The 20597-nt window shown below is 63.6% G+C and carries 20 protein-coding genes and 1 tRNA gene; 11 read left to right on the forward strand and 10 right to left on the reverse strand.

From position 1 onward, the window contains the following. Nucleotides 1-86: 86 nt before the first annotated feature. From ABD704_RS02000 to ABD704_RS02010, 3 genes are all read right to left on the reverse strand, one after another. Nucleotides 87-1943 carry a M56 family metallopeptidase gene (locus ABD704_RS02000; protein WP_344698020.1) on the reverse strand — a complete coding sequence of 619 codons (1857 nt, stop codon included), beginning with the start codon at nucleotides 1941-1943 and terminating at the stop codon, nucleotides 87-89. Continuing rightward, complete coding sequence (locus ABD704_RS02005) at nucleotides 1943-2323, reverse strand: BlaI/MecI/CopY family transcriptional regulator (RefSeq protein WP_344698021.1); 381 nt, start codon at nucleotides 2321-2323, stop codon at nucleotides 1943-1945. Before ABD704_RS02005 ends, ABD704_RS02000 begins: the two co-directional genes overlap by 1 nt. A gap of 114 nt (nucleotides 2324-2437) precedes the next feature. Continuing rightward, nucleotides 2438-2527, reverse strand: a tRNA-Ser gene (locus ABD704_RS02010). A 100-nt stretch (nucleotides 2528-2627) separates the two neighbouring features. On the opposite strand from ABD704_RS02010, the gene ABD704_RS02015 reads away from it, so the two are divergent. From ABD704_RS02015 to mazG, 9 genes are all read left to right on the forward strand, one after another. Further along, a complete protein-coding gene (locus ABD704_RS02015; RefSeq protein WP_344698022.1) occupies nucleotides 2628-3716 on the forward strand; it encodes a lytic murein transglycosylase in 1089 nt (362 codons plus the stop codon). Between the two features lie 42 nt (nucleotides 3717-3758). Further along, complete coding sequence (locus ABD704_RS02020) at nucleotides 3759-4940, forward strand: D-alanyl-D-alanine carboxypeptidase family protein (RefSeq protein WP_344698023.1); 1182 nt, start codon at nucleotides 3759-3761, stop codon at nucleotides 4938-4940. Continuing rightward, a complete protein-coding gene (gene tmk / locus ABD704_RS02025) occupies nucleotides 4937-5563 on the forward strand; it encodes a dTMP kinase (protein WP_344698024.1) in 627 nt (208 codons plus the stop codon). Before ABD704_RS02020 ends, tmk begins: the two co-directional genes overlap by 4 nt. After that, nucleotides 5560-6540 (forward strand): DNA polymerase III subunit delta', encoded by a 981-nt coding sequence (locus ABD704_RS02030; protein ID WP_344698025.1) that lies wholly within the window; start codon nucleotides 5560-5562, stop codon nucleotides 6538-6540. Before tmk ends, ABD704_RS02030 begins: the two co-directional genes overlap by 4 nt. A 24-nt stretch (nucleotides 6541-6564) precedes the next feature. Continuing rightward, nucleotides 6565-8076 (forward strand): methionine--tRNA ligase, encoded by a 1512-nt coding sequence (gene metG / locus ABD704_RS02035; protein ID WP_344698026.1) that lies wholly within the window; start codon nucleotides 6565-6567, stop codon nucleotides 8074-8076. Continuing rightward, on the forward strand, nucleotides 8073-8858 hold the full coding sequence (locus tag ABD704_RS02040) for a TatD family hydrolase (protein ID WP_344698027.1): 786 nt from the start codon (nucleotides 8073-8075) through the stop codon (nucleotides 8856-8858). The genes metG and ABD704_RS02040 overlap by 4 nt, the downstream gene beginning before the upstream one ends. After that, the gene (locus tag ABD704_RS02045) at nucleotides 8848-9612 is read left to right on the forward strand and encodes an MBL fold metallo-hydrolase (protein ID WP_344698028.1); all 765 of its coding nucleotides are present in this window, start codon (nucleotides 8848-8850) and stop codon (nucleotides 9610-9612) included. The genes ABD704_RS02040 and ABD704_RS02045 overlap by 11 nt, the downstream gene beginning before the upstream one ends. Beyond that, complete coding sequence (locus ABD704_RS02050; RefSeq protein WP_344698029.1) at nucleotides 9612-10199, forward strand: retropepsin-like aspartic protease family protein; 588 nt, start codon at nucleotides 9612-9614, stop codon at nucleotides 10197-10199. Before ABD704_RS02045 ends, ABD704_RS02050 begins: the two co-directional genes overlap by 1 nt. 66 nt (nucleotides 10200-10265) lie before the next feature. Continuing rightward, nucleotides 10266-11018: a nucleoside triphosphate pyrophosphohydrolase gene (gene mazG, locus ABD704_RS02055; protein ID WP_344698030.1), complete on the forward strand. Its 753-nt coding sequence runs from the start codon at nucleotides 10266-10268 to the stop codon at nucleotides 11016-11018. Here mazG and hflX read toward each other — a convergent pair. From hflX to dusB, 5 genes are all read right to left on the reverse strand, one after another. Then, nucleotides 10997-12307 carry a GTPase HflX gene (gene hflX / locus ABD704_RS02060; RefSeq protein ID WP_344698031.1) on the reverse strand — a complete coding sequence of 437 codons (1311 nt, stop codon included), beginning with the start codon at nucleotides 12305-12307 and terminating at the stop codon, nucleotides 10997-10999. The two genes, mazG and hflX, sit on opposite strands and share 22 nt — an antisense overlap. After that, nucleotides 12304-12795: an RNA chaperone Hfq gene (gene hfq, locus ABD704_RS02065; protein ID WP_344698032.1), complete on the reverse strand. Its 492-nt coding sequence runs from the start codon at nucleotides 12793-12795 to the stop codon at nucleotides 12304-12306. The genes hflX and hfq overlap by 4 nt, the downstream gene beginning before the upstream one ends. A 13-nt stretch (nucleotides 12796-12808) precedes the next feature. Next, a complete protein-coding gene (ntrX, locus tag ABD704_RS02070; protein WP_344698033.1) occupies nucleotides 12809-14194 on the reverse strand; it encodes a nitrogen assimilation response regulator NtrX in 1386 nt (461 codons plus the stop codon). Next, a complete protein-coding gene (locus ABD704_RS02075) occupies nucleotides 14194-16446 on the reverse strand; it encodes a sensor histidine kinase (RefSeq protein ID WP_344698034.1) in 2253 nt (750 codons plus the stop codon). Before ABD704_RS02075 ends, ntrX begins: the two co-directional genes overlap by 1 nt. Before the next feature lie 69 nt (nucleotides 16447-16515). Further along, nucleotides 16516-17514 carry a tRNA dihydrouridine synthase DusB gene (gene dusB, locus ABD704_RS02080; protein ID WP_344698035.1) on the reverse strand — a complete coding sequence of 333 codons (999 nt, stop codon included), beginning with the start codon at nucleotides 17512-17514 and terminating at the stop codon, nucleotides 16516-16518. A gap of 65 nt (nucleotides 17515-17579) precedes the next feature. Here dusB and ABD704_RS02085 point away from each other — a divergent pair, with 65 nt between their 5' ends. Continuing rightward, nucleotides 17580-18722, forward strand: a complete 1143-nt coding sequence (locus tag ABD704_RS02085; protein ID WP_344698036.1) for a bifunctional 2-C-methyl-D-erythritol 4-phosphate cytidylyltransferase/2-C-methyl-D-erythritol 2,4-cyclodiphosphate synthase — start codon at nucleotides 17580-17582, stop codon at nucleotides 18720-18722. Further along, nucleotides 18719-19222: a CinA family protein gene (locus tag ABD704_RS02090; protein ID WP_344698037.1), complete on the forward strand. Its 504-nt coding sequence runs from the start codon at nucleotides 18719-18721 to the stop codon at nucleotides 19220-19222. The genes ABD704_RS02085 and ABD704_RS02090 overlap by 4 nt, the downstream gene beginning before the upstream one ends. Here the strand turns inward: ABD704_RS02090 and ABD704_RS02095 are convergent. Further along, a complete protein-coding gene (locus tag ABD704_RS02095; RefSeq protein WP_344698038.1) occupies nucleotides 19183-19644 on the reverse strand; it encodes a type II toxin-antitoxin system RatA family toxin in 462 nt (153 codons plus the stop codon). The genes ABD704_RS02090 and ABD704_RS02095 overlap by 40 nt on opposite strands. Further along, a complete protein-coding gene (gene lipA / locus ABD704_RS02100; RefSeq protein WP_344698039.1) occupies nucleotides 19631-20563 on the reverse strand; it encodes a lipoyl synthase in 933 nt (310 codons plus the stop codon). The genes ABD704_RS02095 and lipA overlap by 14 nt, the downstream gene beginning before the upstream one ends. Between the last annotated feature and the right edge of the window lie 34 nt (nucleotides 20564-20597).

The following is a 20597-nucleotide window of genomic DNA, read 5'->3' on the forward strand; positions in this document are numbered from 1 at the left end:
ATCTGGGCAAAGCTCGCCCGTTCGCCCAAGCCGGGCGGTCGAAAATTCGAAATTCGGTTCGTCGGTTAGTTCGCTAGCGAGGCTGGTCAGCCGTCGTCTGGGTCAGGCCGGGGGGCTGGCGGCGCCGGCGGAGATCTCCGATTCGGTGGCGCTGCCGCCGGAAGTCCCATCCGCGATGTCCTTGGCGGAGCTGGCGGTTGCACCCGGACCCTCAAGTCGTCGGGCTTGACGCCGACGGCCCACATTTCGACGATCTTGTCGGTGTCCGTGACGGAATAGCCAGCGCGGCGGATGCTCGTCACATAACTGACCGGAACCCCCACGGTGCGGAGCTTCACATAATCGTTTAGCCGGAGCGGCACGCCGGCAGACGCCATCCCGCTTACGTAGGCACCTTCCAGGCCAATCGCGCGAGCGGTCGTCAGGTCGTTGAGGTCGAGGTTGCGGAAACCAGCCGCCGCGAGTTCGCGAGCATATTCGGGCGACACGCCGATCGCTTTCAGGCCGGCGAAGTTGGCCGCTTCGGTGCTCCGAAGGCGCGGTTGAGTAGCGAGGATTGCGTTGACGTAATCTGATGAAATTCCGGCGGCCCTCATCTTCATAGCCTGGTCGATGCGTCCGTTGCTCGCGAGCGTGACACGCATGACATTGCGAGCCTCTTTCATGGCGTCCTTCGCGTTGTCGGCGGCGTCCTGGCGGGCTTCACGAGCGGCGCGGGCCGCTTCGGCAAAGGCTTCCGCGCGCGCTTGCTGGGCATCGTCCACCGAATCGACGGCAACGGCAGCCTTGGCGGTCTGGACCGATGTCGAAACGCCACTGGCGATGATGTGCGCCAGGTCGGCGGGCGGTTCGCTGGGGGAATAATATGGCTTGCTCGTGTCGACCTGCGCCAGGGCGGCCTTGGGCGAGCCCGACTCGGCTGCTTTCTTGGTGCCGCCGGGGGTCAGTGTGAGCGCTGCCAGCGGCGCCGCAATCAGCACGGCACCGACGAACACCCCCATCGCGAAGGAACGAGCGGCCGGACCACGCACCGACTTGCCATCGAGGACGCGTGCGACGCGGCGGGCGAGCGAGCTCTTGGAAGGAGCAACACCATTCGCGCCGAGCAATAGCCCCGGGCACTCGTGGCGGGCGACGCCGACCAGCAGTTGCGCGTAATCGGTATCGACGATGTCGGAGGCGAGCACCGCGTCGTCGGCCGCTTCCTCGCGCAGCTGGTGCGCTTCACGGGCAAGCACCCAGACGAGCGGGTTGAACCAGAACAGGGCGGTCGCAATGCGCGCCAGCAGCAGCTTCACCCAATCCATGCGAGCTACGTGCGCCAGTTCATGCGCGATGATCGCTTCCGCTTCGCTGGCCGCTTCCACGGCGCGGTCGTTGAGGACGATCACCGGGCGCATCAGGCCCCAGCTGATCGGCGAGGCGAGCTCGTTGCTGGTGAGCAGGGCAGTGCCATGCTTGAAGCCCATGCGGCGCTGGGCACGAGCGAGAGCGCTCAGCCAATGGCCGTCGACAAGGACGTCGGCGCGGGCGCGGAGCGCGACGAGACGCGCCAACGCCAGGAATGTGACGAAGAGTAAGACGGCTGATGGGATCGCATAAGCAGCGGTCGCAGCCGCAGCCAGGCTGATCGACACACGCGATGGGGCCTTGATCTCGGGCAGTGCCTTCGGCGCCGTGGTCAGCGTGGCGTCGCCAGTGGTCAGTGTTGCGGGTTGTGCGGCCGCTTCGATCGGCGGCGCGCTGCCGAGCAGGGCGGGGGCCTCGACCCTCCAAGTGGGAATGACCAGCGGCGCGAAGGCCATGATGACCAGCGCGAGCAGGCCGATATGCGCGACCCAGGACCGTTCGGCCGCGGAGCGCTGCTTCAGCAGGGAGAGCAGCCCGAGCGTCAGCCCCGCGATCAGCAGCGACTTCAGCGCAATGGCGATGAGCACCTGCATCACTTGCCCCCTTTCGCCTCACGAGCCTTGGCAATCATCTGCTCGAGCTCGCTCAGCTCATCGTCCTTCAGCTTGTCGGACATGCCGAGGAGCGCGGTCGCGGCGCTTGCCGGCGAACCGTTGAAGAAGACGCGCACGATTTCGCTGAGCGCCGACTTCTTCGCCGCAGTTTCGGAAAGCGCGGGGCTGTAGAGGAAGCCGCGCTCCGAATCCTCGCGCGTTACATAGCCTTTGTCCTCGAGCCGCTTGAGCATCGCGCGTACTGCCGATCCGCTCAGCTGGTCAGGCAATGCCTCGCAGATATCGGATACGAGGAGAGGGCCGCCCTGATAGAGGATGTCTACGATCTGGCGTTCACGCGGCGGCAACTTGCTCAGCATTCGAATTCCCTCTTTCGAGCACGCCGAATCGTCGCGCTACATTTGTAGAGTGCTACATTTGTAGCGTGAATGCAAGATGAATGTGTCCACAAGCGGACAGTTGCTTTCGACCAATGGCGGATGGGGTGGGATTCGAACCCACGGTGAGCTTACACCCACGGCGGTTTTCAAGACCGCTGCCTTAAACCACTCGGCCACCCATCCTTATTTGGCGCAGCCCTATCGCTTGCTGGGCTGAGCTGTGCAAGGCGCGCGGTGAACCATGCTGGCCTTTCCAGCATTGGTCACTTTAGCCTCGACACTAATGAGGAGGGCGGTTTTGAGGGCAAGCGGCAGTTGGATTGTGGTGGCGTTGGCGGGCTCGTGCCTTGCGGCGTCGAGCGAAGCGCCGGCGCAATTTGCCCAAACCTATGGCCAACCGTCCTATGCCGTAACGCCGAGCAGCCCGTGGCAAAACTACAAGCTGCGGCTGGCGGCATTGGCGCGCCAGGCCGGCGTGCGCGAGGCGACGATCCAGCAAAATGTGCCGGGTCTGTCTGTCAACGATCGGGTGATCGAGCTGGAACGCGCCGAACCTATCGCGAGGACGAGCAATGGCGTCGTCGGCGCGTTGTCGCCTTATCTTCGGGCGCACGTGACACCGACGCTCATCAACCGCGGTCGCGCGAACTACTCCAACCTTTACGGGGGGCTGCGGCAGATCGAGGCCCGCTACGGTGTCGAGGCGCCGGTGTTGCTCGCGATATACGGCCACGAAACCAGCTACGGCCTCGTTACCGGGAGCACGGATCTGCTCCAGGCGCTCGCTAGCCTCGGCTATTACGGCCGTCGCCGCGAATTCTTCGAAACCGAGTTCGTGTCGGCGCTCAAGCTAATGGACCAGGGCGTACCACGCTGGCGGCTGAAAGGCAGCTGGGCAGGGGCGACCGGCTTTCCGCAATTCATGCCTTCCGTGGCCCTCAGGCTCCGCGCCGACGGCGATGGCGACGGCTATGCCAATATCTGGTCAGACGAGCTCGACGGGCTGGCGTCCATCGCGAATTATCTTCGCGACGCCGGATGGAAACCCAATGTCCATTGGGGCATCCCGGTTCGAACTCCCGCGGGACTGAACCGCGCGGCGTTACGGACGACCGTCACTGCCCAACGCTGCCCGCAAGTCTATCGTCGTCACACGCGGTGGCTGACGGTGCGTGAATGGCGCTCGCTTGGGGTAGTGTCGATCGGGCGTAGCTTGCCCGACAACGAGATGGCGAGCCTGATCGAACCCGACGGGCAGGATGCGACGGCATACCTGCTGACCACCAACTACCGGGCGATCCTCGATTATAATTGTTCGAATTTCTACGCGATTTCGGTCGGGGTTCTGGCGGACGCGATTGCACAGCGATAGACAGGGTTCATCGCCAGCAAATCCAAGGTCCCCGGTCCATTCATGCGTAGAACCATCCTCGCCGCCACCGCCGCCTCCGTCCTCTTAGCCTCGTCGGCCCCGGCCGCAGCCCCGCAGTTCGACACGCCCGCAAAAGTCGCGTTCCTCATCGACCTGTCCTCCGGGGCGGTGCTCTACGCCAAGAACGCCGACATGCGGATGCCGCCGGCGTCCATGGCAAAGATGATGACGACCGACGTCGCGTTCGAGCTGATCGACAGCGGCAAGCTGCCTCTCAACAAGATGTGCACCGTTCGCCCGGAGACCTGGCAGAAGTGGCACGGTCCGCAGGCCGGTTCGACCATGTTCCTGTCCGCGAACGAGCAGGTCAGCGTCGAGAATTTGTTGAAGGGCATCGTGACGTTGTCGGGCAACGATGCGTCGGTTGTGCTCGCCGAGTGTATCTCGGGGACCGAGCAGGCCTTCACCGAGCAGATGAATGCGCTCGCGAAGAAGATCGGCCTGACCAACAGCCACTTCGGCACCGCCAACGGCTGGCCGGACAATGGCGTCACCTATGTCTCCGCGCGCGATCTCGCGACGCTCGCCCGCTACGAGATCGAGAACCACTATAAGCTCTACAAGCAGTTCTATTCGTTGCCGAACTTCACGTGGGGCAAGACGCTCGGCTCGAACGCCGACATCACGCAGTCAAACCGCAACCCGATCCTCGGGGTCGTCCCAGGCGCGGACGGTCTCAAGACCGGTCATACCGACGAGGCGGGTTATGGATTCACTGGCTCGGCCGAGCAAAATGGGCGCCGCTTGATCGAGGTCGTCGCCGGTCTCGATAGCTGGAACGGCCGCGTCACCGAATCCAAGCGTCTCATGGAATGGGGTTTCGGCGCTTGGCAGGCGAAGCCGTTGTTCCAGAAGGACGCGAAGGTTGGCAGCGCGAAGGTGCAGCTTGGCAGCCAGAGCGAGGTCTCGCTGGTCGCCCCGCGTAATCTCGCTGTCACCATCCCGGCAGGACTGGTCACCGGTGGCCAGACGACGATGAAGATCCGCTACGACGGCCCTCTGGTCGCGCCGATCGCTAAGGGGCAGCAGGTCGCGCAACTCGTCATCACGACGGGTGACACGCCACCGCAAGTAGTGCCGCTGGTCGCGGGTGAGGATGTCGGGAAGGCCGGCTTCTTCGGACGCATCTGGCTCGGGTTCAAGCAGCTGTTCGGGATGGCGTGACTTCACGCGGGCGGTTCATCAGCCTTGAAGGCGGGGAGGGGGTCGGCAAGTCCACGCAGGTCAAGGCGCTCGCCGCAGCGCTGGAGGCGCGTGGAATTTCCTGCCTCGTCACGCGAGAGCCCGGCGGAAGCCCAGGAGCCGAGGCAATCCGGGAGTTGCTTCTTCAGGGTGAAGAGACGCGCTGGGGCGCGCAGGCCGAAGCGCTTTTGTTCGCCGCTGCCCGCGCCGACCATGTCGAGAAGACCATCCGTCCAGCGCTAGAGCAGGGGCGCTGGGTGCTTTCCGACCGCTTCGTCGACAGCTCGCTCGCCTATCAGGGCGGAGCGGGCGGGCTCGGCATTGAGACCGTGCGGAGCATCAACGCCTTCGCCATCGGCGAGCATTTCCCGGACCGCACGCTCATTCTCATGCTCGACGAAGGCCGCGACCGGGCCATGGAGCGCGACCGCGATGCTTCCGACCGGATCGGAGGACGACCGAGCGAGTATCACCACAAGGTCGAAACCGCCTTTCGGCTGATCGCCGCCGAAGAGCCCAATCGCGTTCGCCTGATCGACGCATCCGGATCGCCTGACGAAGTGACGCAACGCCTGGTCGCTGCCCTTGGGGACCTGCTGCCGTGATCGTGGGGCAGGATCGCGCGATTGAGCAATTCGCAAGCGCCTGGGCCACGCGCCGGCTGCACCACGCCTGGCTTGTCGCCGGGCCGAAGGGCGTAGGAAAGGCGGCGTTCGCCCATGCGGCCGCTCGGCGCGTGCTCGCCGACGCGGCCGGGCCCGCAATCGAATTGCCCGGCGTCGAGACGCCGGACGATCATCCCATGGTCAAGCTGGTCGAGGCCGGCAGCCACCCAGACATGCGTTGGCTGCAGCGGCTAGAGAACGAGAAGACCGGCAACCTCGCCCGCAACATCAGCGTCGACCAGGTCCGCGGGCTTGGTGACTTGTTCGACCTCAGTCCGGCGATGTCGCCGTGGCGCGTCGCGGTCCTCGACACGGTCGACGAGCTAGAAGCGTCCGGCGCTAACGCGCTGCTGAAGATGCTCGAGGAGCCGCCGGCGAACTGCCTGTTCTTCCTCGTCAGCCATGCGCCGGGACGCCTGCTTCCGACCATCCGGTCGCGCTGCCGCCGCCTCGACTTCGCCAAGCTCGACGATGACGCCATGACGTCGATCTTGGGGGAACACGCGCCGCAGCTGAAGGACACCGAGCGCCAGCGCATCATCTGCATGTCGTTCGGGTCTGCGGGCAGGGCGCTAGCTTTCGCCGAGCTGGATCTTGCGAAGCTGGAGGATTCGGCCCTGACCATCCTCCGAAGCGGCGATCCTACCAATGCGCGGCGTTCCGACCTTGCGCTCGAGCTTGGGAAGAAAGGCGCCGCCGAGCGCTACGCCGCTTTCCTCGACCTTGCGCCGACATTGATTGCCCGCGAGGCGCGGCGCCTGCAGGGGGCGCCGCGGGAACGGGCGCTCCACGCCTACGCGAAAGCGCGCGAGCTGGCGGCGATCGCGCCACGCCTTTCGCTCGACCCGGCATCGACCGTGTTTCAGATCGGCGGAATTCTTGCGGACGTTGCCGAACAGGCTTCCTTGAAGCGCTAGGACTCGGCGGCTAGGGCATCGCGCATGGGCGAGCCCTTCTACATCACCACCGCGATTTCGTACCCAAACGGCCCGCCGCACATCGGGCATGCGTACGAGGCCATTGCCGCGGACGCGATTGCGCGTTTCCAGCGGTCGCAAGGCCGCGATGTGCGTTTCCAGACGGGCACTGACGAGCATGGGCTGAAGATGGCTCAGGCGGCGCGTGCCGAGAACGTTGAGCCGCGCGCTCTGGCGGACAGAATGTCGCGTCTTTTCCAAGGCATGTGTGATACACTTAACGTATCGTACGACCGCTTCATCCGTACGTCGCAGCCCGATCATTATCGCGCCAGCCAGGCGATCTGGAAGGCGATGGAGGAGAGGGGAGACCTTTACCTCGACCGTTACGAGGGTTGGTACTCGGTGCGCGACGAGGCTTATTACGAGGCCGAGGAAATCACCGAGGGCGAAGACGGCGTAAAGCTTTCGCCGCAAGGGACGCCGGTCGAATGGACGGTCGAGGAAAGCTGGTTCTTCCGCCTGTCGAAATATCAGCAGCCGTTGCTCGACCTTTATGCAACGAACCCGGACTTCATCCAGCCCGACAGCCGCCGCAATGAGGTCGTCCGCTTCGTCGAAGGCGGGCTCAAGAATCTCAGCATCTCGCGTACCAGCTTCGATTGGGGCGTGCCGGTGCCGGGCAGCGACAATCACGTCATGTACGTGTGGCTCGACGCCCTCACCAATTACATCACGGGTCTCGGCTATCCCGACGATACGGAGCTGTGGCAGCGCTACTGGCCGGCGAACGTACACCTGATCGGCAAGGACGTGGTTCGTTTCCACGCGGTCTACTGGCCCGCGTTCCTGATGTCTGCCGGCATCCCGCTGCCGAAGCAGGTCTACGGCCACGGCTTCCTGCTCAGCCGCGGTGAGAAGATGTCGAAGAGCGTCGGCAACGTCGTCGATCCGATGGTTCTCGCCGACCGCTTCGGCGTCGATGCGCTTCGCTATTTCCTCCTCCGCGAGGTCACCTTTGGCCAGGACGGAAGCTATAGCGCCGAAGCCATCGTCAACCGCGCCAACGCGGAGCTGTCGAACAGCTTCGGCAATCTTGCGCAGCGCACATTGTCGATGATCTTCAAGAATTTGGATGGAGTTCTTCCGTCGGCCGGCGATGCGGCGGAGGATCGTGAACTCCTAGCACTGGTTGACCGTGTCACGACCGTGGACATGGTCGAGCACTTCAATCGCCTGGGCTTTTCATTCGGCATCGACGCGTGGATGCAGGCCGTGTTCGCGTGCAACGCCTACGTCGACGCACAGGCACCCTGGGCACTGCGCAAGACCGATCCGGCGCGGATGGCAGCGGTGCTCGGCACGCTAGTCGCCGCGGTACGCCAGCTCGCGCAGGCCATCGCGCCGATCATCCCGGATTCTGCCGAGAAGCTCGTGAACCTGATCGATGCAGGGAAGGGCGGGGCGCCCATTTCGCAGCCGACGCCCCTCTTCCCGCGCCTCGAACTCGAAGCGGAGGACGAGGCCACGGCATGAGGCTGATCGATAGCCATTGCCATCTCAACTACGAAGGCCTGGTCGAGCGCCAGGACGAGGTCCTCGACAGCGCGCGGGAGCGCGGCATCGCCGGGTTCCTCAACATCTCGACGCGGCAGCGGGAATGGGCGGACATTATCTCGGTTGCCGACCGGAACGCCGATGTCTGGGCCAGCGTCGGCGTCCACCCGCACGAAGCGGACGCGCATCCAGACCTTGGTGCCGCCGCGCTTGTGGAGGGCGCCGACCATGCGCGCGTAATCGCGATCGGCGAGTGCGGGCTCGATTATTATTACGACAAGTCGGACCGCGACGCACAACGCGAGCGCTTCGAAGCGCATATCGATGCCGCGCGCCAGACCGGCTTGCCGCTAGTGGTGCACACGCGGGACGCAGAGGACGATACAGCCGAGATCCTGTCGCGCGCCGTGAAGGAGAAGGGGGTCACCGGCGTCCTGCATTGTTTCACTGGTTCGGCCGACCTGGCGCGCAAGGGTCTGGACCTGGGCTTCTACATCTCGCTGTCCGGCATCGTGACGTTCAAGAATGCGCGCGAATTGCAGGACACCGCAAAGTGGCTGCCGGCGGAGCAGATACTCGTGGAAACGGATTCTCCGTTCCTTGCGCCCGTTCCGCACCGCGGCCAGAAATGCGAACCGGCGTTCGTCGCAGACACCGCCGCCTTCGTTGCTCAATTGCGAGGCGAGCCAATCGAGGCGCTGGCTGAGAACACGACCGCGAATTTCTTCCGGCTTTTCAACAAGGCGGCAGGTGAAGCTTAGAATTTTGGGTTGCGGGACGTCGACTGGCGTTCCGAAGATCGGAAACGACTGGGGCAGGTGCGATCCGGACGAGTCGCGCAATGCCCGCCTGCGGTCTTCGATACTGGTCGAGAGTGGCGGCGAGCGTGTGCTCGTCGACTGTGGCCCGGACCTTCGCCAGCAGCTTTTGAACGCCGAAGTCGGGCGGCTCGACGCCGTGATCGTCACGCACACGCATGGCGACCATTGTCACGGCCTCGATGAGCTGCGGCCGATCGCACAGGTGATGGAAAAGCCGGTGCCCATCCATGCGCGGCCGCACGATCTTGCCGAACTGAAGCAACGCTTCGGTTATTCATTCTCCCGGTCCGGTTTCTATCGGCCGATCGCTGCGGCTGTTCCGATCGCCGACGAGCTGAGGTTCGGAGAGATTTCCGTTCGCACGGTCGAGCAGCCGCATGGCGGTCCCACGACACTCGGGTTGCGCTTCGATGAGGGTCAAAAGTCTGCCGTCTACGCAATAGACTTCAATGACTTAACCGAAGACATGGCGGCACTCTATGAAGGCGCGGACGTCTGGATCGCCGACTGCCTGACCCGAACGCCGCACCCGACCCATGCCCATCTCGACGGCATTCTCAAGTGGGCGCGTGAATTGCGGGTAGGCCGAGTCTATCTAACGCACATGGGCAATGGCCTGGACTATCGGACGCTGGTGAGCGAGCTGCCCGACTGGGCGGCACCGGCGCACGACGGACTGGAGATCGTGCTGTGATGACCAACGATGTCATGCTCGGCGGACTTTACTTGATGATGGCTGCTATGCTCGTGCTCGGTTCGCTCATGTCGCGGCGAGAGCCGGCGGCCAAGATGTTTACGATGGCGTTGGCCTGGGTGGCGATCTTTGGCGCCGGCTTCGTGCTCTTCACATTCCGTGACAACTTCGGCTGGGTTGCCCAGCGCCTGAAGGCCGAGGCGGTCGGCACGCCGGTTCAGGAAGGACGCGAAACGCGTATCCCGATGGCGATCGACGGCCATTTCTGGGTCGATGCCAAGCTCAACGACAAGGACGTGAAGTTCCTGGTCGATAGCGGCGCGACCATGACCACGATCGACCGCGACACGGCGAAGGCCGCAGGCATCGACGTTCCGGAGCAGCGGGATCAGTTCGTGCGGACTGGCAACGGCATCATTCGCGTCGCGAGCGCGCGAGCTTCGGAGATCGAGGTGGGTGGGATCAAGCGCAGGGACGTCGGACTTCAAGTCGCGGATAACGACGATCTCAACGTGCTGGGGATGAATTTTTTGTCATCGCTGAGCCGCTGGAGCGTGGAGGGACGATGGCTGGTTCTCGTCTCCTGACATAAATACCACTTAACATAATGCATATTATCATACTTTCGGAATATAGAGGATTGGAGGCCCCCGGTGCCGCTTGAACGGCTTGTCGAGATCATGCGCCGTCTTCGCGATCCGGCCAGCGGTTGCGAATGGGATACCGTCCAGACGTTCGAGACGATCGCGCCATATACGATCGAGGAAGCCTACGAGGTCGCGGACGCGATCGCGCGCAACGACATGGACGCGCTCGCCGACGAACTTGGAGATCTGCAGCTACAGGTCGTCTTCCATTCGCGCATCGCTGAGGAAGCCGGGCATTTCACGCTTACTGATGTGCTGACACGCATCAGTGACAAGATGGAGCGCCGCCATCCGCACATTTTCGGCGACGCTGAGCATGGTGGGCATCACCTGTGGGAAGAAATAAAGGCGGCGGAACGGCAAAAATCGCCGGATGACAGCGCTTTGGCAGGCGTTGCTCTGGCGCTACCCGCGTTGGAACGTGCAGCAAAACTGCAGCGCCGAGCTGCTCGCGTTGGCTTCGACTGGCCAGACGCCGCCGGCCCACGCGCCAAGATCGACGAAGAGCTTGCCGAACTGGACGCCGAAAGTGATCACGACCGTATGCTCGACGAACTCGGAGACCTCTTGTTCGCGGTTGTGAACCTCGCACGGCATCTCAACATCGAGCCCGAAGCGGCGTTGCGCGAAGCCAACCGCAAGTTCGAAAAGCGCTTCCGCGCAATTGAGAAAGCGCCCGGGTTCGGCGGCATGTCACTCGACGAAAAAGAAGCTCTGTGGGCCGAGGCGAAGAAGGTTCAGGCCGATTCCATCGCCTGAAAGCGCGCCCAATTGTCGGGTGAAAGCCTGACGGAAAGCTGCACTTCTTCATCGTCCATTGTCTGCTCGAGCACTTCGCCGCGGGAATGCAGCCAGGCGATCTTGCTGCCGTCGGTCGCCGACACGCGGATCAAATGCACCTGTTCCCCACTTCTAAGGCGCTCGGCCATGAGTTCGCGCAACGCATCGAGTCCTTCGCCGGTGGCGGCCGAGATCGGTACGACATCGTCACGGCGCTTGGCTTCCTCGAAGAGGCGATCGCGCTCTTCGCCGTTGAGCAAATCAACCTTGTTCCAGGCTTCGATTCGAGGCGGCGCCCCCTCTTCTGCCAGCCCGAGGGAGGTGAGAACGTCGTCTACATCCTCACGCTGCGCCTCGCTGTCGGGATGCGCCATGTTGCGGAGGTGGATCAGCAGGTCGGCCGACGCGACCTCTTCCAGCGTCGCGCGAAACGCGGCGATGAGTTCGGTCGGCAGGTCCGAAACGAAGCCGACCGTGTCCGACACGATGACCTTGTCGAACCCCGGCAGCCGAATGTCGCGCATCGTTGGGTCGAGCGTGGCGAACAGCAGGTTCTCAGCGAACACAGCTTCGCCCGTCAGGCGATTGAAAAGCGTAGACTTTCCAGCGTTGGTATAACCGACCAGCGCGATGACCGGCCAGGGCGCACGTTGGCGCCGGTCGCGATGTAACGACCGCGTCCTCTTAACCTGCTCCAGCTCGCGACGGATCTTGGCCATCCGGTCGCGGATCATCCGCCGATCCGCCTCGATCTGCGTTTCACCCGGGCCGCCCAGGAAGCCGAAGCCACCGCGCTGCCGTTCGAGGTGGGTCCAGCTGCGAACGAGACGGCCCGCCTGATAGTCCAGATGTGCCAGCTCGACCTGCAGGCGGCCCTCGGCCGTCGCCGCGCGCTCGCCGAAAATTTCGAGGATCAGCCCGGTCCGGTCGATCACCTTAGTGCCGGACTCTTCTTCCAGATTTTTCTGCTGGATCGGCGTCAGCGCGGCATCGACGATCAGCAGGCCGGCATGGTGCTCCTTGGCCGCCTCGGCGATCTCTTCGACCTGACCCTTTCCCAGCAGGGTTGCGGGCCGGACAGTGCGCACGCGAAATGACTTCGCGGCCACGACCTTGATCCCGATCGCTTCGGCAAGGCCCTGCGCCTCTTCTACCCGCGCATCTGCGGACCGTCGCACGCCCTCGCGCGGAAGCTCCGGCACGGCAATCACCGCCCGCTCGCCGCGCGAGACCTCGATGGCGCCGTTCCCGTCGAAGGTCGTGCTCACGACGGCTCCTCGGCTTCGCCGTTCTGCTCGGCCTCGAGGTCGAGCGGGTGCGCCGGCTGCAGGGTGGAAATTGCGTGCTTGTAGACGAGCTGGATCTGCCCCGACCGCTCAAGCACCAATGAGAATTGGTCGAAGCCTGCCACGGCCCCTTGGAGCATTACCCCATTCACGAGAAACAAGGTCATTCGCCCCGAATCGCGCATCGCGGCGGCGAGAAAGAGGTCCTGGAGGGCGGCCTTGGCTCCCTGCTCCGCTACCTTGGCCGGGACGAACTCGGTCAGCGTCGTCGTCGGCATGATCGTCGAGATCGAATGTTTGTAGACGAGTTGCGACGTCCCTTCCCTCCGCAGAAGGAGCGAGAATGAGTCGAACCACGTGATTACGCCCTGCAGCTTGACGCCTTTGACGAGAAAGATGGTCACCGGCACCTTCGCGCGGCGAACGCTGTTCAGGAACTGATCCTGCAGGCTCAATGCGCGTGCTGACATTGCCTACCTCGCTTTACGGCTCGTCCCCTTCACGCTTGTCGCCGATTCCCAGCGCCTTCAACTTCCGATGCAAGGCCGAGCGCTCCATGCCGATGAACGAGGCTGTGCGCGAGATGTTGCCCGAGAAGCGCCGAATCTGAATTTTCAAATATTCGCGTTCAAAAGACTCGCGCGCTTCCCGCAGCGGGCTGCCCATAATTGCCATCGCGGTGGTCGAACCGCCCATCGCGCTTTGATTGTCGAGGATTTCAGGCGGCAACAGGTCGACGTCGATGCATGACACGCGATCGCCGGGCGCGAGGATGATCGTTCGCTCTATGATATTGCGGAGCTGGCGAACGTTGCCCGGCCATTCATGCGCCTGCAGTGCCGCCATCGCCTCCTCGGAAATACGAAGAGCCGGCAGCCGACGTTCGGCCGCGAGACGGGCGAGGAAGTGGCTGACTAACTCGGGGATATCCTCGCGCCGCTCGCGCAGTGGCGGCAGCCGCACCGGAACGACGTTGAGGCGATAAAACAAATCCTCGCGAAAGCGACCGGCAGAAATCTCGTCCTGCAGGTTCCGAGAGGTTGCCGAGAGGACTCGCACGTCGACCTTCACCGGCCGCTGGCCACCGACGCGGTGATAGCTCTGGTCGGTCAGGACGCGCAGGATTTTCGCCTGCGTCGTCAATGGCATGTCGGCAATCTCGTCGAGGAACAGCGTGCCGCCATGTGCGTGCTCCAGAAGACCTGGGCGAGCCGTGCCATCAACCTCGCTGCCGAATAATTCCTCCTCAACCCGTTCCGGGCTCATCATCGCCGCCGATAGCACGATGAAGGGCGCCTTCGCGCGCGGACTCCACAGGTGGATCATGCGGGCGGCGATTTCCTTGCCCACGCCCGGCGGGCCCGAGATCAGCACCCGGCTGCCGGTCGGCGCCACGCGCTTCAGTGTGGCGCGCACCGTGTTGATGGAAACCGAGCTGCCGTGAAGCTGGTCTTCCTCGCCCACTTTCAGCTTCAAAGTCTCGTTCTCTCGCCGAAGCCGGTCCGTCTCGGTCGCGCGATTGACGAGGTAGATCAGGCGCTCGGCCTCGAAGGGCTTCTCGATGAAGTCGACGGCCCCTTCCCTCACCGCGGCAACCGCCGTGTCGAGATTGCCGTGACCCGAAATCATCAGGACCGGGATCGTCGAATCCCGCCGCTTGATCTCCTGCAGAAGTTGGAGCCCGTCCAGCTTCGATCCCTGAAGCCACACGTCGAGCAAGACCATCGATGGCCGCCGCTCTTCGATCGCTTCGAGCGTCTGGGTGCTGTCGGCGGCGGTTCGGACGGAATAGCCCTCATCCTCCAGCACGCCGCTGACCAACTCCCGGATGTCGGCCTCATCGTCGACCACGAGCACTTCAAGCGCCATCAGGCTCCCTCGCCATTTCCGTCTGTGTTTTCAGATGTTTCGCTGGATACACCCTCGAGCGCGGCCAGCTTTGCGGTATCGAAGGCGATGCGGACGTGAGTCCCGCCGCCAGGACGGTCGAGGAAGGCGATCTCGCCCATATGTTCCTCGACAATCTTCTTCACGATCGCGAGCCCGAGACCGGTGCCGCGGACACGCGTCGTCATATAAGGCTCCGTCAGGCGCGCCCGGTCTTCCGGCAGTCCGATGCCGGTATCCATCACGTCGATGATGAGGTGGCCGTCCTCAACGTGGAGGCGAAGCTCGATGCGGTCGCCGGCAAGGCTATGCTCACCGCGATTACGCCTTCCTTCAATAGCTTCCACACCATTCTTCACGACATTTGTCAGCGCCTGACCCAGTTGGCGGCGGTCGCACACCATCGGAAACTCCCCCTGCGGGGGCGCGAGGACGAAGGTGATGCCCGGGTGCGCGACTTCGTGCAGGAACAGTGCCTGGCGCGCAATTTCATGGACATTTTCGGTCCGGAAGATCGGCTTCGGCATGCGCGCGAAGTTGGAGAATTCGTCGACCATCCGCCGCAGGTCGCCGACCTGCCGGACGATGGTGCCGGTCAAGCGCCCAAATGTATCCTTGTCGGACTGGATTTCCTCCCCGAACCGCCGCTGGAGCCGCTCGGCCGCCAGCTGGATCGGCGTCAGCGGATTCTTGATCTCGTGCGCGATACGTTGGGCGATGTCGGACCACGCGGCCCGTCGCTGGTCGGTCAGCTGGTCGGTGATGTCGTCGAAGGTCATCACCGAGCCGTCTTGGTAGCGCGCCCGCTTCACCGCCAGCGTCCGCTGTCCGGAATCGATGACCACAATGACGTTGGCTTCGGACTGATCGCCGCGCATGAATTCTTCGAGGTCGGGCGAGACGGATTGGAGTGCCCCGCCCTCCAGCTCGTCCTGAACCTTCTGCAGCAGAGTTTCCGCAGAGCGGTTCACCAACAAGATGCGATGGCTTGAATCGAGCGCGATCACGCCCGCCGTCACGCTCGACAGCACCGCCTCAATAAAGGCGCGCCGCGTGTCGAGCTGGATATTGGCAGTCCTGAGCGCACCGGTCTGCTCGTCAAGCCGCCCCGCCATCCGGTTGAAGGCGCTGGCAAGGGTTTCGATTTCGTCGCCCGTATCCGCGACGTGCACCCGGGCCGAAAAGTCGCCTTCCTCGATGCGTCCCGCCGCGCAGACCAGTTCGCCAACTGGCCTTACGAGCCGGTCGGCGATCTTCAGCGCGGTAAAGATCGCAAGCCCGACAATGATTAGAGCGCCCAGGAGAAGCGCCGCGTTGAAGCGCAACTGGTTCGCGCGCGATTTGTTGAGCAGCGCCCGGTATTCGCTGAGCACGTCGCTAGAACGCTTAACCTGCGTTTTGAACCGCGGGTCGAACACTCGCGCAGCGTAAAGGAAGGTGTCCGGACCATAATCCAGGCGGGTCAGCGCACCGATCCTGTCCGACGCGTTCACCGACACAACTTCGCGCGGGCCGAGGTTTTTGAGCGTTTCCGGCGGAATGTCCTTGTCGAGCGGCCGTTCGTACGGATCAACCAGCGCCAGCGTGCGGATCTGCTTGTCTGGCCCGTAAGTGAAAATGATCGCTTCCGAGAGGTTGCGGTTCAGCACCTGCCGCCCGAAGCCTTCGACAAAGCGCGGATCGTCGCGCGGTACGAGCTTCAAATAACCGGCGAGGTCGCCGCTCATTGTCGTCGTTTCATTGGCGACGCGCTCGACCTCGGCTTCATAACTGCTGCGCGCGATCTGAACCGTATTCTCCAGCATCCCCCGCGCGCGGTCCGAAAACCAGAATTCCAACCCGCTCTGGAACAGCAGTGACGCGAAGATTGCGACAAGCACCGTCGGTACCGCGGCAATGACTGAGAATAGCGCGACCAGCCTGGTGTGAAGACGTCCACTGCCAAGCCCCCCCTCCTCCGCCCGGCGCAAGGCAACCTTGCGGGAATAGAGCACCATCAGCGCGATCGCCGGCAGGAGGTTGGCGACCATCAGTAGGGCGATGAGAGGCGGTGAGAGCAGGGTCCCGGGCTCGGCCCCGCGGTTGAGCGCCCAGACGCTGAACGCGATCATCGCAACCAGGAAGATGCCGATCGCGAGCGTCAGCCGGTCGTAGAAGCGCTGGCTCTGGCGCTTTTCCTGAAGCCAGTTCTGCGCTTTCGAGGTCACCCGCGATTCTGCCGTACGCGCATCCATTCGGGCGCGCCCTAGCACGCTCCAAGCAGCCGTTGCATCAAAAACACAGTTGTGACGCGAAAAATCGCGTCAGGCCGCTGTCCGTCTCAGCCAGGGCGAATAGAATTCCTGCAGCATCGCAACCACAACCGCAGGATCGTCCTGCTGGTTGGCCTTGTTGCGGAGCTCCGCGGAGCCCGGAAGGCCCTTGGTGTACCAGCCGATATGCTTGCGCGCGAGGTTCACGCCGGTGTGCGTGCCGTAAAGCGAAAGCATGTCCTCATATTGTTCGAGCATGGCGTCGAGCTGCTCGTCGAGGCTCGGGTCCGGACGATGCCCGCCGCCAGTCAGCTCGGAAATGACCTGGCCGATCAGCCACGGCCGTCCATAGGCGCCGCGCCCGATCATCACGCCGTCCGCGCCCGATTGGTCGAGGGCAGTCCGCGCATCGTCGATCGAGCAAATGTCGCCGTTGACGATCACTGGCACCGACACAGCTTCCTTTACGCTGTGAACGAAAGCCCAGTCGGCTTCGCCCTTGTACATCTGGCAGCGTGTGCGGCCGTGGATCGTGATCATCTTCACGCCGAGGTCCTCGGCGATCCGCGCCAGTTCGGGCGCGTTGAGGTTCTCGTGGTTCCAGCCCATGCGGGTCTTGAGCGTGACCGGCACCTTCACCGCCTTGACCGTCGCTTCGATCAGGCGAGCGGCGAGCGGCAAGTCGCGCATCAGTGCCGACCCGGCCTCGCCGTTGACGACCTTCTTCACGGGACAGCCCATGTTGATGTCGATGATCGCCGCGCCGCGTTGCTCATTGAGCTTCGCCGCTTCCGCCATGATGTGCGGCTCGCAGCCGGCGAGCTGGACGGAGACTGGCTCTTCAGCCGGATCCCACATCGCTTTCTGCAGCGACTGACGCGTTTCGCGAACCATCGCCTGGCTCGCGATCATCTCGCTGACCGTCAGGCCAGCGCCGTAGCGCTTCACGATCCGCCGGAACGGCAAATCGGTGACAGCCGTCATCGGCGCCAGGATGACCGGCGCGTCGATCCTCACCGGACCGATCGAGATGGGCTTCAGCTCGCTCATGAGTGGCGCGCAGATAATGGAGAAGCCCTTGGCGGACAAGGCAAGCGGCCCTAAACGCGCAGTGCGTGACCACGACCGCCCTCATTGTCGCTGCCGGTAAAGGCGAGCGTTTGGGCGGCGGCGTGCCCAAGCAATATCGGATGCTCGGCGGTAAGCCGGTACTGCGGTGGGCGGTTGAGGCGCTGATCGATCATCCTGCGATCCGCTCCACGCGTGTCGTCATCGGCAAGGGCCAAAGGGAGCAAGCATCACAAGCGATCGAGGGATTAGACGTCGGTGACCTGATCGAAGGCGGAGGAGAGCGCGCGGACTCTGTCCGGAACGGCCTCGCTGCAGTCGAAGGCGATGCGATCCTTATCCATGACGCTGCCCGACCCTTCTGTCCCGCGGATGTCGTCGACCGTCTTCTCGCCCCGCTGGAATTCTTCGAGGGCGCAACGCCAGTGCTGCCCATCGGCGATACCGTTGCGCGCGCCTCCGACCGGCTCGCCGACCTGGTCGAGCGGAGCAATCTTGTTCGTGTGCAGACCCCGCAAGCCTTCCGCCTCGAAGCGCTTCGCAGCGCCTATGCACAATGGCAGACAATTGCGCCGACCGACGAGACAACCGTGCTAAGGGCGGCCGGCATGGAAGTTGCCGCCGTCGCGGGAGATTTATCCCTAGAAAAGCTCACAACGCCAGCGGACTTCGAGCGCGCCGAGCAATGGCTTGCGTCCCGGATGATCCCGCGCACCGGAACGGGCTTCGATGTGCATGCGTTCGCCGGCGAGGGTCCTGTTATGCTTGGAGGCATTGCCGTACCTCATAACCGCGGCCTTGCTGGGCACAGTGACGCGGACGTGGTGCTCCACGCCCTGACCGATGCCTTGCTCGGCGCCGGCGGGCTGGGGGATATTGGCGAGCATTTCCCGCCCTCCGATCCGCAGTGGAAAGGAGCGAGCTCCGACCGTTTCCTCCGCCATGCGATCGACCTGCTCCGCGATCGTGGGGCGGTCATCGACCACCTCGACTGCACGATCATCGCCGAAGAGCCCAAGGTCGGGCCCTACCGCGCCGCCATGCGCGCCAGGGTTGCCGAGATTGCGGGTCTCGGCCTGGATCAGGTGAGCATCAAGGCAACCACTACCGAACGTCTGGGTTTCACCGGCAGGCGTGAAGGAATAGCGGCGCAGGCTGTCGCGAGCATTCGCATGGGACTGAGTCGATGACGGACCAACTCATTTCCGAACAGCTGGTCGCCAAGGCGCGCGAAGTCGTCGAAGCCAATCGCGCCGCAGCTCGTCGAATCGCGGTCGCAGAAAGTTGTACAGGCGGTCTCGTCAGCGCTGCGCTCACAGAAATCCCTGGCTCCTCCGAGGTCTTCGAGGCTGGCTACGTCACTTATTCAAACGCTGCCAAGATCTCGCAGCTGAAGGTCAGCGAAGAGGTTGTCGAGACCTTTGGCGCTGTGAGCGTCGCGACCGCCTGGGCCATGGCGCGGGGCGCACTCGCGTCTTCGGAGGCCGATGTGGCAGTCGCCATCACTGGCATTGCCGGCCCCGGCGGTGGGACTGCGCAGAAGCCCGTCGGTACGGTCGTCTTCGCTCGCGCCGAGCGCGACGCCGACCCGGCAAAGATCGTCGCCGACCAAAAATTCTTCAATGAAAAGACCCGCGCCGGGGTGCGACTTCAGGCCGCGCTTTGCGCGCTCGACTTGCTCTTGCCGTAAAGCGCCGCGGCGCGCTGCTCGAAGGCTGACGTCATCCGTCGCAAAGCGCGGTCGAACATCGCCCCCGCCAGCGTCTCGAACAACCGCGACTTGAAGGCGAAATCGACAGAGAAATTGACGTTGGTCCCGCCATCCTCGGCGCGGTCGAACTTCCACTCGTTATGAAGATATTTCAGCGGGCCCTCGACGTAATCGACGGTGATCTGCAACGGCTTGTCCTTGCGCACCCTGCTGGTGAATCGCTCTTTGAAGGCATTGAAGCCGACGACAAGGTCGGCGACCGTCTCAGTCTCACTAGATGAGCGGACGCGCACCGCGACCACCCAAGGCAGGAATTCGTCGTAGCGCTCAACGTCCGCGACGAGGTCGAACAGCTGCTCCGGCGTATAGGGAAGATGCCGCGTCTCGCTATGCCGCGGCATTCGCCCCTTCCCTCTTAAGCTGCTCGGCGCGGTTGGCCTGCATCTTCTTGAAGTCGTCGCCCGCGTGATAGCTTGACCGCGTAAGTGGCGATGCCGCAACCAGCAGGAAGCCCTTCGCCCGCGCGATAGCTGCATAAGCATCGAAAGCCTGGGGCGTGACGAACTCCTCAACCTTCGCATGGCGCGGCGTCGGCTGGAGATACTGGCCCATGGTCAGGAAATCGACGCTGGCGGAGCGCATGTCGTCCATCACCTGGTGGACCTCAAGCCGCTGCTCGCCGAGCCCGACCATGACACCGGACTTGGTGAAGATCTGCGGCGCATGGCGCTTCACGCTCTCAAGCAGCCGTAGCGACGCGTAATAACGCGCGCCCGGGCGGATCGTCGGATAGAGCCTCGGGACGGTCTCGAGGTTGTGATTGTAGACGTCAGGGCCAGCCTCGACGATCGCCTCGACCGCCGCCTCGCTTTTGTTGCGGAAGTCGGGCGTCAGGATTTCGATTGTCGTCGATGGCGTATTCCGGCGCAGTGCCTGGATCACCTTCACGAATTGCGATGCGCCGCCGTCCGGCAGATCGTCACGATCGACCGACGTCACCACGATATGCTCCAGCCCGAGCTCGGCGGCGGCCGTCGCCACATGCTCCGGCTCCAGCGGATCGACGGCTCGCGGCATGCCGGTCTTCACGTTGCAGAAGGCACAGGCACGCGTGCAGGTGTCGCCGAGAATCATCACCGTCGCATGCTTCTTCGTCCAGCACTCGCCGATGTTAGGGCAGGCGGCTTCCTCGCACACGGTCGCGAGATTGAGGTCGCGCATCAGGCGGCGTGTTGCGTGATATCCCTCGCTGACGGGGGCCTTCACCCGGATCCAGTCCGGCTTGCGCTGCTTCGGAGGAACTGCGGCTGGGGCGTTCATTCGGCGCGAGATAGCGACTGTGCTCGCCGCTTGC

This window comes from Sphingomonas limnosediminicola (assembly GCF_039537965.1).
In the GTDB taxonomy this organism is placed as follows: domain Bacteria; phylum Pseudomonadota; class Alphaproteobacteria; order Sphingomonadales; family Sphingomonadaceae; genus Sphingomicrobium; species Sphingomicrobium limnosediminicola.

Bases quoted from the DNA above. Each gene is read 5' to 3' on its own strand.
- ABD704_RS02020 (WP_344698023.1), top strand. From the start codon at position 3,759: ATGCGTAGAACCATCCTCGCCGCCACCGCCGCCTCCGTCCTCTTAGCC.
- ABD704_RS02040 (WP_344698027.1), top strand. From the start codon at position 8,073: ATGAGGCTGATCGATAGCCATTGCCATCTCAACTACGAAGGCCTGGTC.
- ABD704_RS02095 (WP_344698038.1), bottom strand. From the start codon at position 19,644: ATGCCGCGGCATAGCGAGACGCGGCATCTTCCCTATACGCCGGAGCAG.
- ABD704_RS02005 (WP_344698021.1), bottom strand. From the start codon at position 2,323: ATGCTGAGCAAGTTGCCGCCGCGTGAACGCCAGATCGTAGACATCCTC.
- ABD704_RS02050 (WP_344698029.1), top strand. From the start codon at position 9,612: ATGACCAACGATGTCATGCTCGGCGGACTTTACTTGATGATGGCTGCT.
- lipA (WP_344698039.1), bottom strand. From the start codon at position 20,563: ATGAACGCCCCAGCCGCAGTTCCTCCGAAGCAGCGCAAGCCGGACTGG.
- ABD704_RS02000 (WP_344698020.1), bottom strand. From the start codon at position 1,943: ATGCAGGTGCTCATCGCCATTGCGCTGAAGTCGCTGCTGATCGCGGGG.
- ntrX (WP_344698033.1), bottom strand. From the start codon at position 14,194: ATGGCGCTTGAAGTGCTCGTGGTCGACGATGAGGCCGACATCCGGGAG.
- ABD704_RS02015 (WP_344698022.1), top strand. From the start codon at position 2,628: ATGAGGAGGGCGGTTTTGAGGGCAAGCGGCAGTTGGATTGTGGTGGCG.
- hfq (WP_344698032.1), bottom strand. From the start codon at position 12,795: ATGTCAGCACGCGCATTGAGCCTGCAGGATCAGTTCCTGAACAGCGTT.
- metG (WP_344698026.1), top strand. From the start codon at position 6,565: ATGGGCGAGCCCTTCTACATCACCACCGCGATTTCGTACCCAAACGGC.
- ABD704_RS02075 (WP_344698034.1), bottom strand. From the start codon at position 16,446: ATGGATGCGCGTACGGCAGAATCGCGGGTGACCTCGAAAGCGCAGAAC.
- ABD704_RS02090 (WP_344698037.1), top strand. From the start codon at position 18,719: ATGACGGACCAACTCATTTCCGAACAGCTGGTCGCCAAGGCGCGCGAA.
- dusB (WP_344698035.1), bottom strand. From the start codon at position 17,514: ATGAGCGAGCTGAAGCCCATCTCGATCGGTCCGGTGAGGATCGACGCG.